Source organism: Pseudomonas aphyarum (genome assembly GCF_028657055.1).
Classification (GTDB): Bacteria; Pseudomonadota; Gammaproteobacteria; order Pseudomonadales; family Pseudomonadaceae; genus Aquipseudomonas; species Aquipseudomonas aphyarum.
This window is the reverse complement of record NZ_JAMDGS010000021.1, coordinates 67,990-82,636: the sequence shown is the minus strand read 5'-3', so window position 1 is coordinate 82,636 and position 14,647 is coordinate 67,990. Positions and strand designations below refer to the sequence as shown.

The 14,647-nt window shown below is 62.1% G+C and carries 13 protein-coding genes; 3 read left to right on the top strand and 10 right to left on the bottom strand.

The features are described 5' to 3' along the window. Window positions 1–71: 71 nt before the first annotated feature. From fis to gcbA, 10 genes are all read right to left on the bottom strand, one after another. A complete protein-coding gene (gene fis, locus M5G18_RS27780) occupies window positions 72–392 on the bottom strand; it encodes a DNA-binding transcriptional regulator Fis (RefSeq protein WP_002555375.1) in 321 nt (106 codons plus the stop codon). Next, window positions 389–1,399 carry a tRNA dihydrouridine synthase DusB gene (gene dusB / locus M5G18_RS27775; RefSeq protein WP_007951027.1) on the bottom strand — a complete coding sequence of 337 codons (1,011 nt, stop codon included), beginning with the start codon at window positions 1,397–1,399 and terminating at the stop codon, window positions 389–391. Before dusB ends, fis begins: the two co-directional genes overlap by 4 nt. A 185-nt stretch (window positions 1,400–1,584) precedes the next feature. Further along, window positions 1,585–2,853, bottom strand: coding sequence for a DUF3426 domain-containing protein (locus M5G18_RS27770; RefSeq protein ID WP_273897117.1), 1,269 nt, complete (start codon window positions 2,851–2,853; stop codon window positions 1,585–1,587). A 30-nt stretch (window positions 2,854–2,883) separates the two neighbouring features. Next, window positions 2,884–3,762 carry a 50S ribosomal protein L11 methyltransferase gene (gene prmA / locus M5G18_RS27765; RefSeq protein ID WP_273897118.1) on the bottom strand — a complete coding sequence of 293 codons (879 nt, stop codon included), beginning with the start codon at window positions 3,760–3,762 and terminating at the stop codon, window positions 2,884–2,886. Between the two features lie 166 nt (window positions 3,763–3,928). Beyond that, a complete protein-coding gene (gene accC / locus M5G18_RS27760) occupies window positions 3,929–5,287 on the bottom strand; it encodes an acetyl-CoA carboxylase biotin carboxylase subunit (protein ID WP_273897119.1) in 1,359 nt (452 codons plus the stop codon). A 17-nt stretch (window positions 5,288–5,304) separates the two neighbouring features. Then, window positions 5,305–5,772 carry an acetyl-CoA carboxylase biotin carboxyl carrier protein gene (accB, locus tag M5G18_RS27755; RefSeq protein WP_007951023.1) on the bottom strand — a complete coding sequence of 156 codons (468 nt, stop codon included), beginning with the start codon at window positions 5,770–5,772 and terminating at the stop codon, window positions 5,305–5,307. A gap of 24 nt (window positions 5,773–5,796) precedes the next feature. Next, window positions 5,797–6,252 carry a type II 3-dehydroquinate dehydratase gene (aroQ, locus tag M5G18_RS27750; protein ID WP_007951022.1) on the bottom strand — a complete coding sequence of 152 codons (456 nt, stop codon included), beginning with the start codon at window positions 6,250–6,252 and terminating at the stop codon, window positions 5,797–5,799. 132 nt (window positions 6,253–6,384) lie between these two features. Next, the gene (locus M5G18_RS27745) at window positions 6,385–8,142 is read right to left on the bottom strand and encodes a protein-disulfide reductase DsbD (protein ID WP_273897120.1); all 1,758 of its coding nucleotides are present in this window, start codon (window positions 8,140–8,142) and stop codon (window positions 6,385–6,387) included. A gap of 58 nt (window positions 8,143–8,200) precedes the next feature. Continuing rightward, entirely contained in the window at window positions 8,201–10,147 is a 1,947-nt protein-coding gene (locus M5G18_RS29120; protein ID WP_273897121.1) for a methyl-accepting chemotaxis protein, read from the bottom strand. Between the two features lie 50 nt (window positions 10,148–10,197). After that, complete coding sequence (gcbA, locus tag M5G18_RS27735; RefSeq protein ID WP_273897122.1) at window positions 10,198–11,868, bottom strand: diguanylate cyclase GcbA; 1,671 nt, start codon at window positions 11,866–11,868, stop codon at window positions 10,198–10,200. 428 nt (window positions 11,869–12,296) lie between these two features. Here gcbA and M5G18_RS27730 point away from each other — a divergent pair, with 428 nt between their 5' ends. The 3 genes from M5G18_RS27730 to M5G18_RS27720 all read left to right on the top strand — a co-directional run bounded on the left by M5G18_RS27730 (window position 12,297) and on the right by M5G18_RS27720 (window position 14,483). Further along, window positions 12,297–13,364 carry a DUF2333 family protein gene (locus M5G18_RS27730; protein ID WP_273897123.1) on the top strand — a complete coding sequence of 356 codons (1,068 nt, stop codon included), beginning with the start codon at window positions 12,297–12,299 and terminating at the stop codon, window positions 13,362–13,364. A gap of 3 nt (window positions 13,365–13,367) precedes the next feature. Continuing rightward, a complete protein-coding gene (locus tag M5G18_RS27725; protein ID WP_007951017.1) occupies window positions 13,368–13,925 on the top strand; it encodes an NUDIX hydrolase in 558 nt (185 codons plus the stop codon). Between the two features lie 186 nt (window positions 13,926–14,111). After that, window positions 14,112–14,483 carry a translation initiation factor Sui1 gene (locus tag M5G18_RS27720; protein WP_007951016.1) on the top strand — a complete coding sequence of 124 codons (372 nt, stop codon included), beginning with the start codon at window positions 14,112–14,114 and terminating at the stop codon, window positions 14,481–14,483. Window positions 14,484–14,647: the final 164 nt, after the last annotated feature.

The following is a 14,647-nucleotide window of genomic DNA, read 5'->3' as shown; positions in this document are numbered from 1 at the left end:
TCAAAAGCAAGGGAAGTCAGCAAAAAAGGCGACCGGTTTTACGCGGGCGCCTTTCTGGTTTGATTGAATGCTTACAGCAGATCGTACTGCTTGAGTTTCTTGCGCAGCGTGCCGCGGTTCAGTCCGAGCAGCTCGCTGGCCTTGGTCTGGTTGCCCTTGACGTAGTTCATCACGCTTTCGAGCAGGGGAGCCTCGACTTCGGAGAGCACCAGGTTGTACACGTCCGTGACGGACGCGCCCTCAAGGTGGGCGAAATAATTGTGCAGCGCCTTCTCGACACTCCCGCGAAGGGTCTGGCCTTCTTCGCTCGGGGTATTGAGGTGCTGTTTCAAATTCACGTTGTCGCTCACGGGTGTTGTTCCACTCACTAAAGTCTCGGTCATCATCGTCATGCGGCCACCCCTTCTCCGTCCCCTGTCAGGCTCTTGTAACGTTCGGCGAAGAACTCCCGAACGTTGGCGCATTGTGTTTCCGTACCATCCAAACGATTGAAGTGGGCGCGAAATTCCCTGGCGCCCGGCAAGGTTGCGAGATACCAGCCCACATGCTTGCGGGCAATTCGCACACCCATCACGTCCCCATAGAAGGCGTGAAGGGCGGCCAGATGCTCAAGCAGAATGCGTTCCACCTCGATCAGCTCCGGCGCCGGCAGTTTTTCGCCGGTACGCAGGAAGTGTTCGATCTCGCGAAAAATCCATGGCCGCCCCTGGGCGGCCCGGCCGATCAACAGGCCATCGGCACCGGTCGCGTCGAGCACGTAGCGGGCCTTTTCCGGCGATACGATGTCGCCGTTGGCAAAGACCGGAATCGACACCGCCTGCTTGATCGCGGCAATGGTGTCGTACTCGGCTTCGCCGGTGTACAGATCGGCGCGGGTGCGGCCATGCACCGCCAGCGCCGTGATCCCGGCCTGCTCGGCGATCTTCGCCACTGTCAGGCCGTTCTTGTTGTCGCGATCCCATCCGGTGCGGATCTTCAGGGTCACCGGCACATCAACTGCCGCCACGACGGCGTGCAGGATCTCGGTAACCAGCGCCTCATCCTTCAGCAACGCGGAGCCGGCGGCCTTGTTGCAGACCTTCTTCGCCGGGCAACCCATGTTGATATCAATAATCTGTGCGCCCAGTTCGACGTTGGCCCGGGCTGCATCCGCCAGCATCTGCGCATCGCCACCGGCGATCTGCACCGAGCGTGGCTCGGGATCGCCTTCGTGGATCATGCGCATGCGCGACTTGCGGGTGTTCCACAGGCTCATGTCACTGGTGACCATTTCCGAGACTACAAGCCCTGCGCCCAAACGCTTGCACAGCTGACGAAAGGGCTGGTCGGTGACACCCGCCATCGGGGCGAGGATCAAGCCGTTCTGCAATGTATATGGGCCGATGCGTACCGCCGACATAGGACTTCCCTGAAGTGGGGCCGGATCATGAGAGTTCGAAAAAGGGTTGGCATGATACCCGCTCTCGATGACTGGATAAAGGCTGAATTGAACAAAATCTGAACAGTTATTCTGTTATTACCGCCGGTTTGGTCGTGCGCTGCGCAGTCAGAAAACTGCCGTCAATCCGGGAGCGGTGAAGCGTTTCACTCGGGCGAGTGGAAACTCAGGCTGTAGTTCACGGCTTTCGGGCCTGGATCGAGGATGTCCAGGGCGATGTGGATCGGCGTCTGCGGCGGCATTTCCGCCATGCCCTCGAGGTCGCCGTTGAGGTATTCGCCGGGTTTGAAGCGACGACTGGCGATCAGGTGGCCGTTGAGGTCGGCGAAGCGCAGCTCCAGCAGCGGAAACGGCTGCGAGAACGGCGCGCGGTTATAGATGATTGCGTCCACCACCAGCGCACCGCTGAATTCCGGATGGCTGCGCACCACCAGGTTGCTGCTCTTGATCTTGGCGATATCCACCTTGGACGGCACCGTGCAGCCGACTTGCGGGCACAGTTGCTGGAACCATGGCCGGTATTGATCCTGGCGCGCCAGTTCGTCGAAGTGATAGGCGATGTATTGTCCGCCCAGGCCGGCGGCGGCCAGCACGATCAGCAACAGCCAGAGCAGGCGACGGCCCCAGGGCGAGCGGCGTTTCTGCCAGTCCAGTTGCAGCGGATCGTCGGTCAGATCCTGCAAGGCTTCGGCGCGAACACTGGATTCGACGCGTTCGCGCTTTTTGCGCGGTGCTTCGATCAGTGGCAGTTCGTCGTCGACGTCGTCGCTGGCCGACAGGCGTTCGCGGCGGGCATTCGGGTCGATCGGATCGTGCAGACGCAGTTGCGGGATCGGCGGTTCGTCATCGAGATCGACCGGCTCCAGCGATAGCGAAGGTTCGGTGCGCTCCGGTCGGATCGGCTCGGGCTCGACGGCGTCGGGTTCATCTTCGACTTCGGGTGCGCGCCCATCTGCCGGTTCGCTGAACAGGCTGTCCGGCCACGTCGTGTCTTCCGGTTCGTGGCTGTCGCGGCGGGCGCTCAGGGCGTCTTCGCGTGGACGGCCGAACTCGGTGGTCGGCTGGATTTCCCGTTGCTCGAGGCGGGCCAGCTCTTCGTCCAGATCCAGGCTGTCCAGATCCAGCTCGGCGGCGCTCCATTGCTTCTGGCTGATGGCGCGCGGCTCGGGCGTTTCGACGATGGCCGGTTGCTCGACAGACGCAGGCTCGCTGATCGGTGGCGGCTCGCTGATTAACGGCGCCACCGGCGTGACCGCTTCCTTGCCTGCGTGTTGCTCCAGCAATTGCTTGGCGGCATTGAACACTTGCAGGCAGGAGCCGCAACGAACCACCCCGCGGGCCACGCTCAACTGAGCGTGGCTGACGCGGAAACTGGTTTGGCAATGCGGGCACTGGGTGACGAAGCTGTCGGTCATGCGGCGATCCGGATTGAGCAGGCGGTCATTCTAGCGCCGACGGCCGGTGATGCGCACCCAGCCATCACGATTGGCGATCGGGTCGAGATCGAAGTCCTGTGCGTAGGCGGCAGCGACTTCGTCACCTTGTTCGGCGAGGATCCCGGACAGTGCCAGACGCCCGCCGGACTTGACCAGACCGGACAGTTGCGGCGCCAGGGAAACCAGCGGGCCGGCCAGAATGTTGGCGACCAGTACGTCGGCTTTGACCTGCGGCAGGTCTTCCGGCAGGTACAGCGGGAACAGTTCGTCTGCGATGTTGTTGCGCCCGGCGTTGTCGCGGGAGGCTTCGAGTGCCTGCACGTCGATGTCGGTGCCCACGGCTTCTTTCGCGCCCAGCAGCAGGGCGGCAATCGCCAGAATCCCCGAGCCGCAGCCGAAATCCAGCACGTTGCAGTCTTTCAGGTCCTGGCCGTCCAGCCATTCCAGGCACAGGGCGGTGGTCGGGTGAGTACCGGTGCCGAACGCCAGGCCCGGATCCAGCAGCAGATTGACCGCGTCCGGCTCCGGTGCGGCGTGCCAGCTCGGCACGATCCACAGGCGCTGGCCGAATTGCATCGGCTGGAAACCGTCCATCCAGCTGCGTTCCCAGTCCTGGTCTTCGATCACTTCGCTGTGGTGCTCGGGCAGCGGGCTGCCGGTCAGCAGTTCCAGATGGGCCAGTACCGGGGCGGCTTCGGTGCCGCCCTCGAACAAGGCCAGCAGGTGGGTGTGCGCCCACAGCGGGGTGGTATTGAGTTCCGGTTCGAAGATCGGCTGATCTTCGGCGTCCATGAAGGTCACCGAAACGGCGCCCACTTCAAGGAAAGCGTCTTCGTAGGTTTCGGCTTGTTCTGGGCTGATGGCGAGACGGACTTGCAGCCAAGGCATGGCGGGCACCTGTGAAAAAGATTGATTGCAGCCTAGCGGCCTGCGAGAAGCGCGCAAGTTTACGCGAGCGCGACGGTTTTGTGGGAGCGGGGAATGTGTGAGCAGATGAAACCTTAAGAAACAACAAAGCCGCCCGAAGGCGGCCTTGTCTGGTGCGGGCTGAAGCTTAGTGCTTCTCGCCAGCCAGCTTGTGCTCGAGGTAGTGAATGTTCACGCCCCCTTTGCAGAAGCCTTCGTCGCGGGTCAGATCACGGTGCAGCGGGATGTTGGTCTTGATCCCGTCGACCACGATTTCGTCCAGGGCATTGCGCATGCGGGCCATGGCTTCGTCGCGGGTCGCGCCGTAAGTGATCAGCTTGCCGATCAGCGAGTCGTAGTTCGGCGGAACGGCATAACCGCTGTACAGGTGCGAATCGACGCGAACGCCGTTGCCGCCTGGAGCGTGGAAATGCTTGACCGTACCCGGGCTCGGCATGAAGGTTTTCGGGTCTTCGGCGTTGATCCGGCATTCCAGCGAGTGACCGCGGATGACCACATCATCCTGGGTATACGACAGCTTGTTGCCAGCGGCGATGCTGAGCATCTCCTTGACGATGTCGATACCGGTGACCATTTCCGAAACCGGGTGCTCCACCTGAACACGGGTGTTCATTTCGATGAAGTAGAAACGACCGTTCTCGTACAGGAACTCGAAGGTGCCGGCGCCACGGTAGCCGATGTCGATGCACGCCTTGACGCAGCGAGCCAGGACTTCCTTGCGCGCGTTCTCGTCGATGCCCGGTGCCGGCGCTTCTTCGAGAACTTTCTGGTGGCGGCGTTGCAGCGAGCAATCGCGGTCACCCAGATGGATGGCGTTGCCCTGGCCGTCGGACAGAACCTGCACTTCGACGTGACGCGGGTTGGTCAGGAATTTTTCCAGATAGACCATCGGGTTGCCGAACGCCGCGCCAGCTTCGGAGCGGGTCAGTTTCGCCGAGGCGATCAGGTCTTCTTCCTTGTGCACCACACGCATGCCGCGACCACCACCGCCGCCGGCGGCCTTGATGATCACCGGGTAGCCGACTTCACGACCGATGCGCAGTGCCGTTTCCTCGTCTTCCGGCAGCGGGCCGTCGGAACCTGGAACGGTTGGCACGCCCGCTTCGATCATCGCGTGCTTGGCCGATACCTTGTCGCCCATCAGGCGAATGGTGTCGGCTTTCGGGCCGATGAAGGCGAAGCCGGAGTTCTCGACCTGCTCGGCAAAGTCGGCGTTTTCCGCGAGGAAACCGTAGCCTGGGTGAATGGCGGTAGCGCCAGTCACTTCAGCGGCCGCAATGATTGCCGGGATGTGCAGGTAGGAGTGCGCGGCAGAAGCCGGGCCGATGCAGACGGATTCGTCTGCCAGACCCAGGTGCATCAGCTCTTTGTCGGCCTTGGAGTAAACGGCGACGGTCTTGATGCCCATCTCTTTGCAGGCACGCAGAATCCGCAGGGCGATCTCACCGCGGTTAGCGATCAGAACTTTTTCCAACTTCGCAGTCATCAAAGGCTCTCCGCAGTTCAAACGATGGTGAACAGCGGTTGGTCGTACTCAACCGGCTGGCCGTCTTCGACGAGGATGGACTCGATCACACCGCTGGTTTCAGCTTCGATGTGGTTCATCATCTTCATGGCTTCGACGATGCACAGGGTGTCGCCTTTCTTCACGGTCTGGCCGACTTCAACGAAGGACGGCGAGGTTGGCGAAGATTTGCGATAGAAGGTGCCGACCATCGGCGAACGGGCAACGGTGCCGTTCAGCGCTGGAGCAGCAGCGGCAGCCGGAGCTGCGGCAGCAGCAACCGGAGCGGCAGCGGCGGCAGGTGCAGCGGCCGGAGCCTGCATCGGAGCCGGTGCGTAGTACTGCTGCGCCGGGGTCTTGCTGTGACGGCTGATGCGTACGGACTCTTCGCCTTCCTTGATCTCGAGCTCGTCGATGCCGGACTCTTCCAGCAATTCGATCAGTTTCTTAACTTTACGGATATCCATGAATCATCAACTCCCAAGGGTCGGTCAGGGGCGTATAGCTTGTTGTTCAAGCTGCTCTAGTGCAGCCTCCAGGGCCAGTCGATAACCGCTGGCGCCAAGGCCGCAGATCACTCCTACCGCTACGTCGGAGAAGTAAGAGTGATGGCGGAAAGGTTCGCGTTTGTGCACGTTGGACAAATGCACTTCGATGAATGGGATGCTCACTCCCAGCAGCGCGTCACGTAATGCGACACTTGTGTGTGTAAATGCTGCCGGGTTGATCAGAATGAAGTCCACGCCCTCGCCGCGAGCGGCGTGGATGCGGTCGATCAATTCGTACTCGGCGTTGCTTTGCAGATACAGCAGATGATGGCCGGCTTCACGGGCGCGGCGTTCCAGATCCTGATTGATCTGCGCCAGGGTGGTCGACCCGTAGGTCCCGGGTTCCCGGGTGCCGAGCAGGTTCAGGTTGGGGCCGTGCAGCACCAGTAGCGTTGCCATCTGCGTGTTCCTTGTTATGGGTGAGCCTTCGTCAGAACCCGGCGACTATGCCGCAAAGACTTTGTGACTGTCCAGTTCTCTGCAATAGCCAGCACGATGACCGATGTTTGCGCAAAATATGTGACTGACTGATTAAATCCGGTCATTCGCTTTGGCAACACGTTCGGCGAAGTCGCTGGCGTTGATCTCGCCGATCACCCGCACATCGCGACGTTCTGCCCCGTCCTTGCCGAAGAACATCAGCGCCGGTGGGCCGAACAGGCTGTAGCGGTCGAGCAGGGTGCGCTGTTCGGCATTGCTGGCGGTGATGTCGAAGCGGATCAGCCGATAGCCCTTGAGCCGATCGACGACCGTGGCGTCGTTTAGCACTTCGTGTTCGATGACTTTGCAGCTGATGCACCAGTCGGCGTACCAGTCGAGCAGCAGCGGGGTGCCGGCGGTTTTCGCTTCGAGCAGTACCCGATCCAGTTCCGTCGGGGTGCTGACGGTCTGCCATGAACCGCTGTTTTGCGCGGGCGATCCGCTGTCGGCAAGGCGCGCCGGGGCTATCGGATTCAACGGGTCGGTCTGCCCGCTGAACGCGCCGTACCAGCAGGCCAGCGCATAAAACAGCAGGAACATGCCCAGCAGTTGGCCGAGGCGTTTGCGCGGCGGTTTGTAGACGAATTCCAGAGCACCGAGGAACAGGCCGACGCCGCCGGCCAGCAAGCCGATCAGCAGCAACGTGATCTGTCCCGGCAACACCCGGCTGAGCAATCCGATCGCCAGCCCGAGCAGCAACACGCCGATGCCGTTCTTCACGTACATCATCCACGGCCCGCTTTTCGGCAGCCACGTCGCGCCGCCGGTAGCCACCAGCAACAGCGGCGCGCCCATGCCCAGGCCGAGCATGAACAGCTTCAGACCGCCGCCCAGCGCATCGCCGCTGGCGCTTATATAAAGCAATGCGCCGGCCAGCGGGGCGGAAACGCATGGCGATACCAGCAAACTCGACACCACGCCCAATACCGCGGCGCCCCACAACGAGCCACCTTCGGTGCGGCCGGCAATCCGGTCGAGGCGGCTGCTGATGAAGTGCGGCAGTTTCAGCTCGAACACGCCGAACATCGCCAGCGCGAACACCGCAAAGAACATCGCGAATGGCACCAGCACCCACGCCGATTGCAGCCGCGCCTGTAAATTCAGTTGCGCACCGAACAGCCCCATCAGCGCCCCAAGCAGCGCGAAGCACGCAGCCATCGGCAGCACATAAGCCAGGGACAGATTGAAACCACGCAAACCGCCGACCTGCCCACGCAACACCACGCCGGACAGGATCGGCAGCATCGGCAATACACAAGGCGTGAAGGTCAGGCCCAGGCCCGCAAGGAAGAACAACGCCAGATCACGCCAGTCCCAACCCGTCACCGGAGCGGACGTGTCATTTGCCGCTGCGTTGCCCTCGATGCTCAGGCGTTCGGTTTCCGGTGGATAGCACAAACCCTTGTCGGCACAGCCCTGATAGGTGACGGCCAGCGTGAACGCCCGGGAATCATTGCGCGGCAGTTCCACGTCGAGAATGCCGTGGTAGACCTCGACGTCGCCGAAATACTCGTCGTGTTTCTGTTCGCCTTGGGGCAGTTGTGCGGCGCCAAGTTTTACCTCGGCAGGCTCGACACGAAACTGGAAACGATGGCGGTAGAGGTAATAGCCTTCGGTGGCGACGAAGCGCAGTTTGACCGATTGCGGGGTGCTCTCGACCAGGCTCAGTTGAAAGGCTTCGCGCACCGGCAGGAAATCGGCGCTGTTGTTGACCGAGCCCAGCGTGGCGCTGGGTTTGCTGTCGAACAGACCGGCGGCGCCGGCCGGCAGGGCGAAGACGAAAAGCAGCAGGCAGAGCAGACGGCGCATGACAATCTCGCGAATCAAAGGTGCGGGAATGATAGCGGACTTGGCCCTGCGCTGTGTGTCACACGCGGAACGCCTGCACGGCGGTGTGCAGCTGACCGCCCAGCAACAGCAGGTTCTCGCCTTGCTCGCGGCCCTGGCCGATGCGCAGCAGATTGTCCCCGCCCAATTGGTGAATCCGTTCGCTGTGATCGCGGATCTCGCTGACCGCGCCGCTCTGTTGTGCGGTGATGTCGGCGATGCGGATCGCGGTGTCGGAGATGGTCTGGATCGCGCCGACAATCTTGTCCAGCGCACCGTCCGCCGATTGCGCCTGATTGGCCGTGGCCTCGGCGTGTTCGACCTGCGCGCGCATGCCCTCGACCGATTGCCGGGCGGCGGTTTGCAGGGCGGCGATCAGGGTCTGGATCTCGGCGGTGGCGCCGGCGGTGCGTTGTGCCAGCGAGCGCACTTCCTCGGCCACCACGGCGAATCCGCGACCCATTTCCCCGGCGCGGGCGGCTTCGATCGCCGCGTTGAGCGCCAGCAGGTTGGTCTGGTCGGCAATCGAGCGGATCACCGTCAGCACGCCGCCGATGGTTGCCGACTCTTCGGCCAGGTGTTCGATCATTTGCGCATTGCCTTGCACTTCGCCGACCAGCGCGTGTAAGCCGGTGAGGCTCTGGCCGATCACTTGTTGCCCGTGTTCGACGGCCAGCCCGGCATGGCGACTGGCGTCGGCGGCCTGGCGCGCATCGCCGGCCACTTGCTGGATGGTCGCTTCCAGTTCGCCGAGGGAATCACGGATCAGCGCGGTGTCACCAGCCTGATGTTCGGCGCCGCTGTGCAAGTCATTGCTCAGTTCGGCGAGGGTGCGACTGCTGCCCGCCACCTGCTCGGCATTGCCACGAATCGTCCCGACCAGATCCACCAGATAGGCGCGCAGGCGATTGAGCGAGGCTTCGATGTCGTGCAGTTCGCGGTTGGTCTTGCCCAGATGAATGTCGCGGCTGAAGTCGCCTTCGGCCCAGGTCGACAGCGCTGGGGCGAGATTGGTCAGGGTGCGGGCCAGGCGCCGCTGCAGGGTGTCGATCAGCAGCGCGATCAGCAGAATCAGGCCGATCATCACGCCTTGCATCAGCCGCACTTCGCCCTGGATCTGCCCGTGTTGTGCGCGTACCACCGGCTCGAGGCCGGCGATGGCTTGCTGCACGGCGGCGATTTTCTGGTGGGTCGCGGTGCTGAGGTCGGTGCGTTTCTGGATCTGATCGCGAGTGCGTGCGAGCTCTGCCGGGTAACGGCCGAGCAAGCTGTTGAGCTCGCGTTTGAGACCCACACCAGCATCTTCGGCAGCGGCTTTTTCTGTGCTTTCGATGCCCATCATCGCGGCGAAATCGTCGCTGCCGGATTCACTGCTGGCGACCACGCCAAGCAAGGGTAGGGCATCGATCGTCTGGGCCTGAGCGCGGATGTTGCTGACTTCGCGTTCGACATCGGTGGCCAGTTCACTGCGTCCGCTGCTGACCAGTTTGTCCCGGGCCAGCGACAGTTTGCCCAGATGTTGAGAGGCGACCAGCAGGGGCGTCAGGTAAGTCGCGTTGCCGCCAGCGTAGGTGCTGAGCTGATCTAGGCTGGCGCTCAATTCCCGCTCGGCCTGCAACAGCAGCGCCTGTGGATCGCCGGCCAGTTTGCCGGCGGCCAGCAGGTCGGTCTTGCTGAATTCATCGAGGCCGGTGAGGCTCGGGCGCAAGGTGTCGGCCAGCGACGGCGGCAGCTCGCCGAGTTCTTTCTGCAACTGATCGATGGCCTGGCTGGCGCTGCTCAGGCGCAGGGCGTCGCCGCTGGCGAGGTAATCCTCGACGTTGCGTGCCACGTCATTCTGAAATTGCTGCGACAGCCCCAGGTAACGCTCCATCAACAGATACGGGCGTTCCAGGGCTTTCTGCGACCACCACAGCGTGGCGCCGAGGGCCACGCAGACGGCGACCAGCAACAGAGTATTGAGATTGGTGAGCAACTTCAGGCGCATGACGGCTACCAACGGCAGAATGGTAAGCGCCTGAATTTATTGCGGTTCTGTTACGGGGTTATGACCGAATCAGTGGATTGCGATGAAAAAGTGGCACTTTGCTTTGAGTCGCGCGCGGTCTGCACCCGATTGCGTCCTTCGCCCTTGGCGCGGTACAGCGCCTCGTCGGCCTGGCTGGCCATCATCAGGCTGTCGGAGTCGTCGTGCATTTCCACCACGCCGGCGCTGAAGGTGCACCACAGATCCTGCGGCTGGGCCGGGTAGTGAATCTCGGCGAAGCGCTGGCGGATCTCGTCGAGCACTTTGTGCGCGGCTTCTATATCGGTGTCCGGCATAACGATGGCGAATTCTTCGCCGCCGTAACGGCCGATGAAGTCGGTCTTGCGCAGACGCTGCTTGAGGAACAGCGCCAGGCTCTTGATTACCCGGTCGCCCATGGGGTGGCCGTGGCTGTCGTTGACCCGCTTGAAGTGGTCGATGTCGAGCATGGCAAAGCTCAACGGCTTGTTCTCGCGGCGGGCGCGGAACGAGCAGTCTTCGAGCAATTGCAGAATGTGCGTGTGGTTGTACAGGCCGGTGAGGCTGTCGCGAACCATCCGTGCTTTCAGGTTGCGCGCGCGGGCGGCGCGGTTGCGCACGGTGGTGATCAGGTGACGCGGTTTGATCGGCTTGGTCAGGAAGTCGTCGCCGCCCTCGCTCATGGCGTCGAGCTGCTTGTCCAGATCGTCTTCGGCCGACAGATAAATGATCGGCACGCTGACGTAACGGTCGTTGTGGCGGATAACCTTGGCCAGTTCAGTGCCGGTGCAGGCCGGCATGTACATGTCGAGGATGATCAGGTCCGGCTGGAAATCCGCCAGCTCGGCCATGGCCTGGATCGGTTCGATCAGGGTGCGAGTGACGATCCCGGCGCTGTTGAGCAGGCGCTCGGTGTGCAGGGCCTGGGCGCGGGAGTCGTCGATGATCAGCACTTTATAGGGTTCGTACTGGGCGACGCAGGTCAGGACCTCGATCTTCTCCAGCAGGCTCGAGGCTTCGAGGGTGCCGGTGAGGAATTCCTGGCCACCGGCGCGCACCGCCGCGAGGCGGGTCGGGGTGTCGGTTTCGTGCAGGCTGAAGAACAGCAGCGGCAGCGGTTCTTCGAGACCTTGCTGGGCTTCGGCGGCGAGTTTCAGGCCGACGCCGGCACCACTGAAATCCACGTCCATGACGATCGCAGCCGGCAGACGCTCGACCATCGAGGAGCGAAACGCCGACACGCTGTCCAGCGCCTGGGCGCTCAGACCGAAAAACTCCAGCTGCTTGGCCAGCCGCTCGGCGCGGTCGTGATCCTGCAGCATCACGTAGATCGGTTTGCGCAGGGGCGGCAGGAAGGTCTGATCAAGCTGATCGCCATGGCGCAGGCCGGTGCGCGACAAGCGCTGCATCAAACGGTTGAGATCGGTGATCAGGCCGCTGCTCAGGCGTCCGCGATTGGCGTCCACCGCTTCCAGCGACTGGCTGATGTGGCGGGCCAGCTGCGTGTGTTCGGGCTGTTCGAAACGCTCGGCAAAACGCAGCAGGCGCAGATTGGCCTCGCTCAGTTCGGCGAGATCGGCAGTGGACCACTCACTGCGTTGCAGGCGCTGCCATATCTCAAGAATCTGACGTGCCTGATGAATTACCCGCTGGGCAAAGTGGTGCTTGAGGCGCTCACGGCTGGGGTCTTCTGGCTCGGTCATATCCTGACTACTAGTTAGGGTGCATGCTGAGATCGACTGGTGGCTCTATGCTAGCACCTCTTTTCCCTTACATGAGTGTCGTACGTCAATAATCTGCAGTGCGGCACTATTCAGTTTCTGACTGATTGGTTTCAATTTGAACCTGATCGTCGGGGAAGTCCCCATCTACCGGGCATTTGCCGATCTGCATGCGGGTGAATTTATCGGAGTATGAGAAAGGTGGGGCAGGGTGTTTGTGCTGTCCCGTTGCGGGTATCGGCGGCGCAATGGCGATGAATCCGCTATCGGGGAATCCCTTAGGGCGGTGTGTCCCGGCCTTGTGTCGGGTGGCGAGACAACGCCTGTCAATATTGACGGGTGCCCGGTCGAGGCACGTTGTTGTATGGTTGTGGTCGAACCGTTGAACCCAAGATTGAAAGGATATCGCCATGCTGGACTGGAAGAACCGCGCGGCCAGCGCGCCTGAACGTGCCGCCGAGCCCAAGTCGGCCGCCCGCAGCTATGTCGGCGGGCTGTTGTTCAGCCGGGCGCTGGCCACGCTGGTCGCCATTTACCTGTTGGTGACTATTGCCCTTGGCTGGTACTGGAGCCAGGAGCCGGCGCTGTTTCCCGTCGCGCAGAACGCTCAGGTTGCCGCCGAGAAAGAGGGCAAGCAGATGGTGGTCGGCTACACCACCGTCGAAACCTTGAAAACCGTGGCCGGCACGTTGCTCGACAAGCCGGGCGGTTACATTTCCAACGACCGTTTCCCGCCGGGCCTGTGGATGGACAACATGCCAAGTTGGGAATACGGCGTGCTGGTGCAGGTCCGTGACCTGACCCGTGCCCTGCGCAAGGATTTCGCCCGTTCGCAGTCGCAATCGGCTGAAGACGCCGACCTGGCCAAGGCCGAGCCGCGCTTCAACTTCGACAACAAGAGCTGGATCCTGCCGTCGAGCGAGTCGGAATATCAGGAAGGCATCAATTCCCTGAGCCGTTATCAGGCGCGCCTGTCCGATCCGACCCAGAAAAACGCGCTGTTCTACGCCCGCGCCGACAACCTGAACAACTGGCTGGGCGATGTCGGCACCCGTCTCGGTTCGCTGTCGCAACGCCTGTCGGCCAGCGTTGGCCGGGTCAAGCTCAACACCGCGCTGAAAACCGAAGTGCCGGCAGTGGGTGAAGTACCGCAGGTCGACGAGGAAGTCGTCGAGACTCCGTGGATGCAGATCGACAACGTGTTCTACGAAGCCCGTGGCCAGGCCTGGGCGCTGTCGCACCTGCTGCGCGCGATCGAGGTCGATTTCGCCGACGTGCTGGCGAAGAAGAACGCGACCGTCAGCGTGCGTCAGATCATTCGTGAGCTGGAGGCGTCTCAGGAGCCGATCTGGAGCCCGATGATCCTCAACGGCAGCGGCTTCGGTGTGCTGGCCAACCACTCGCTGGTGATGGCCAACTACATTTCCCGGGCCAACGCCGCCGTGATCGATTTGCGTCAACTGCTCAATCAGGGCTGAGTCATGGACGAGAGCGCCAAAGAGGCGGCCCACCGCGCCGCCTCGGATGCCGAACAGATCGCCTGGGTCGACGAGCAGGACAACCTGCTCGGCGCCTTGGTGCGTTCTGACCTGCGCGAGCGCGGGCTGATCGGCCGTGGCACCTACATCATGCTGTTCAACTCCGCCGGTGAACTCTGCGTGCATCGGCGTACGTTGAGCAAAGCCATTTATCCCGGCTACTGGGACGTGGCGGCGGGCGGCATGGTGCAGGCGAACGAGACCTACGCCGAGTCGGCAGCCCGTGAGCTGGAAGAGGAATTGGGAGTGAGCGGCGTCGAGCTGACAGCCCACGACCATTTCTACTTCGAGGACACCGGCAATCGCCTCTGGTGTTCGGCGTTTTCGGCGGTGTGGGACGGGCCGTTGATCCTGCAGCCTGAAGAAGTGCTCGAAGCGCGCTTCATTCCGGTCGAGCAGGTCATGCTGGAAATCCAGCAAAAGCCTTATTGCCCGGACTCTTTGGCCGCGTTGAAACGCTATCTGAAGGCTCAGCAAAGCGACGTCGCAAAGAACACATAAATTGGCGCCGATTGGCACTTAGCAATCGGCGTTTTTGCCGTTACACTGCGCGACCTTTTCAAGCTGTGCCGGCCCGCTTTCAGGAGCTCATGGCACAGTAGCGCTGCCCCTGCCTGAGTGGGGCTTCGCGGTCGATAGCCTTGCCCAAGGCTGCGATCAGTCTTTGTCCTCCCGAGAGGATTGCCGGTGGCCAAAAAAGCCGCATCCTTCGCCGCCCTGGGCGGCCTGGTATTTTCCACCGACGCAGGTCGTCATTGCCCGGAATGCAGCAAGCCGGTGGACGCCTGTATCTGCAAGCAAACCGTGATCCCGGCCGGCGACGGCATTGCCCGCGTGCGCCGCGAGAGCAAGGGCCGTGGCGGCAAGACGGTGACCACCATCACCGGCGTGCCCCTGGCCGAAGACGCACTCAAGGAGCTGGCGACAACGTTGAAGAAACGTTGCGGCACCGGCGGTGCGTTGAAAGACGGGATCATCGAGATCCAGGGCGACCATGTCGAGCTGCTCCTGGCCGAGTTGGTCAAGCACGGTTTCAAAGCGAAGAAGTCCGGCGGCTAGCAGCCTCTGTGAAACCCACCGGCGGCTTGATTCAGCTCCAGAATTCCTGGGCCTGACGTCGTTTCCATGGTTTTCACAGAGCCTGTTCATGACCGGTTTCTAAACTCAACGCTGTCAGCGCGGTCTACCGCCCCGCTGACGAACCGTCATTTTCATTCTTTAGA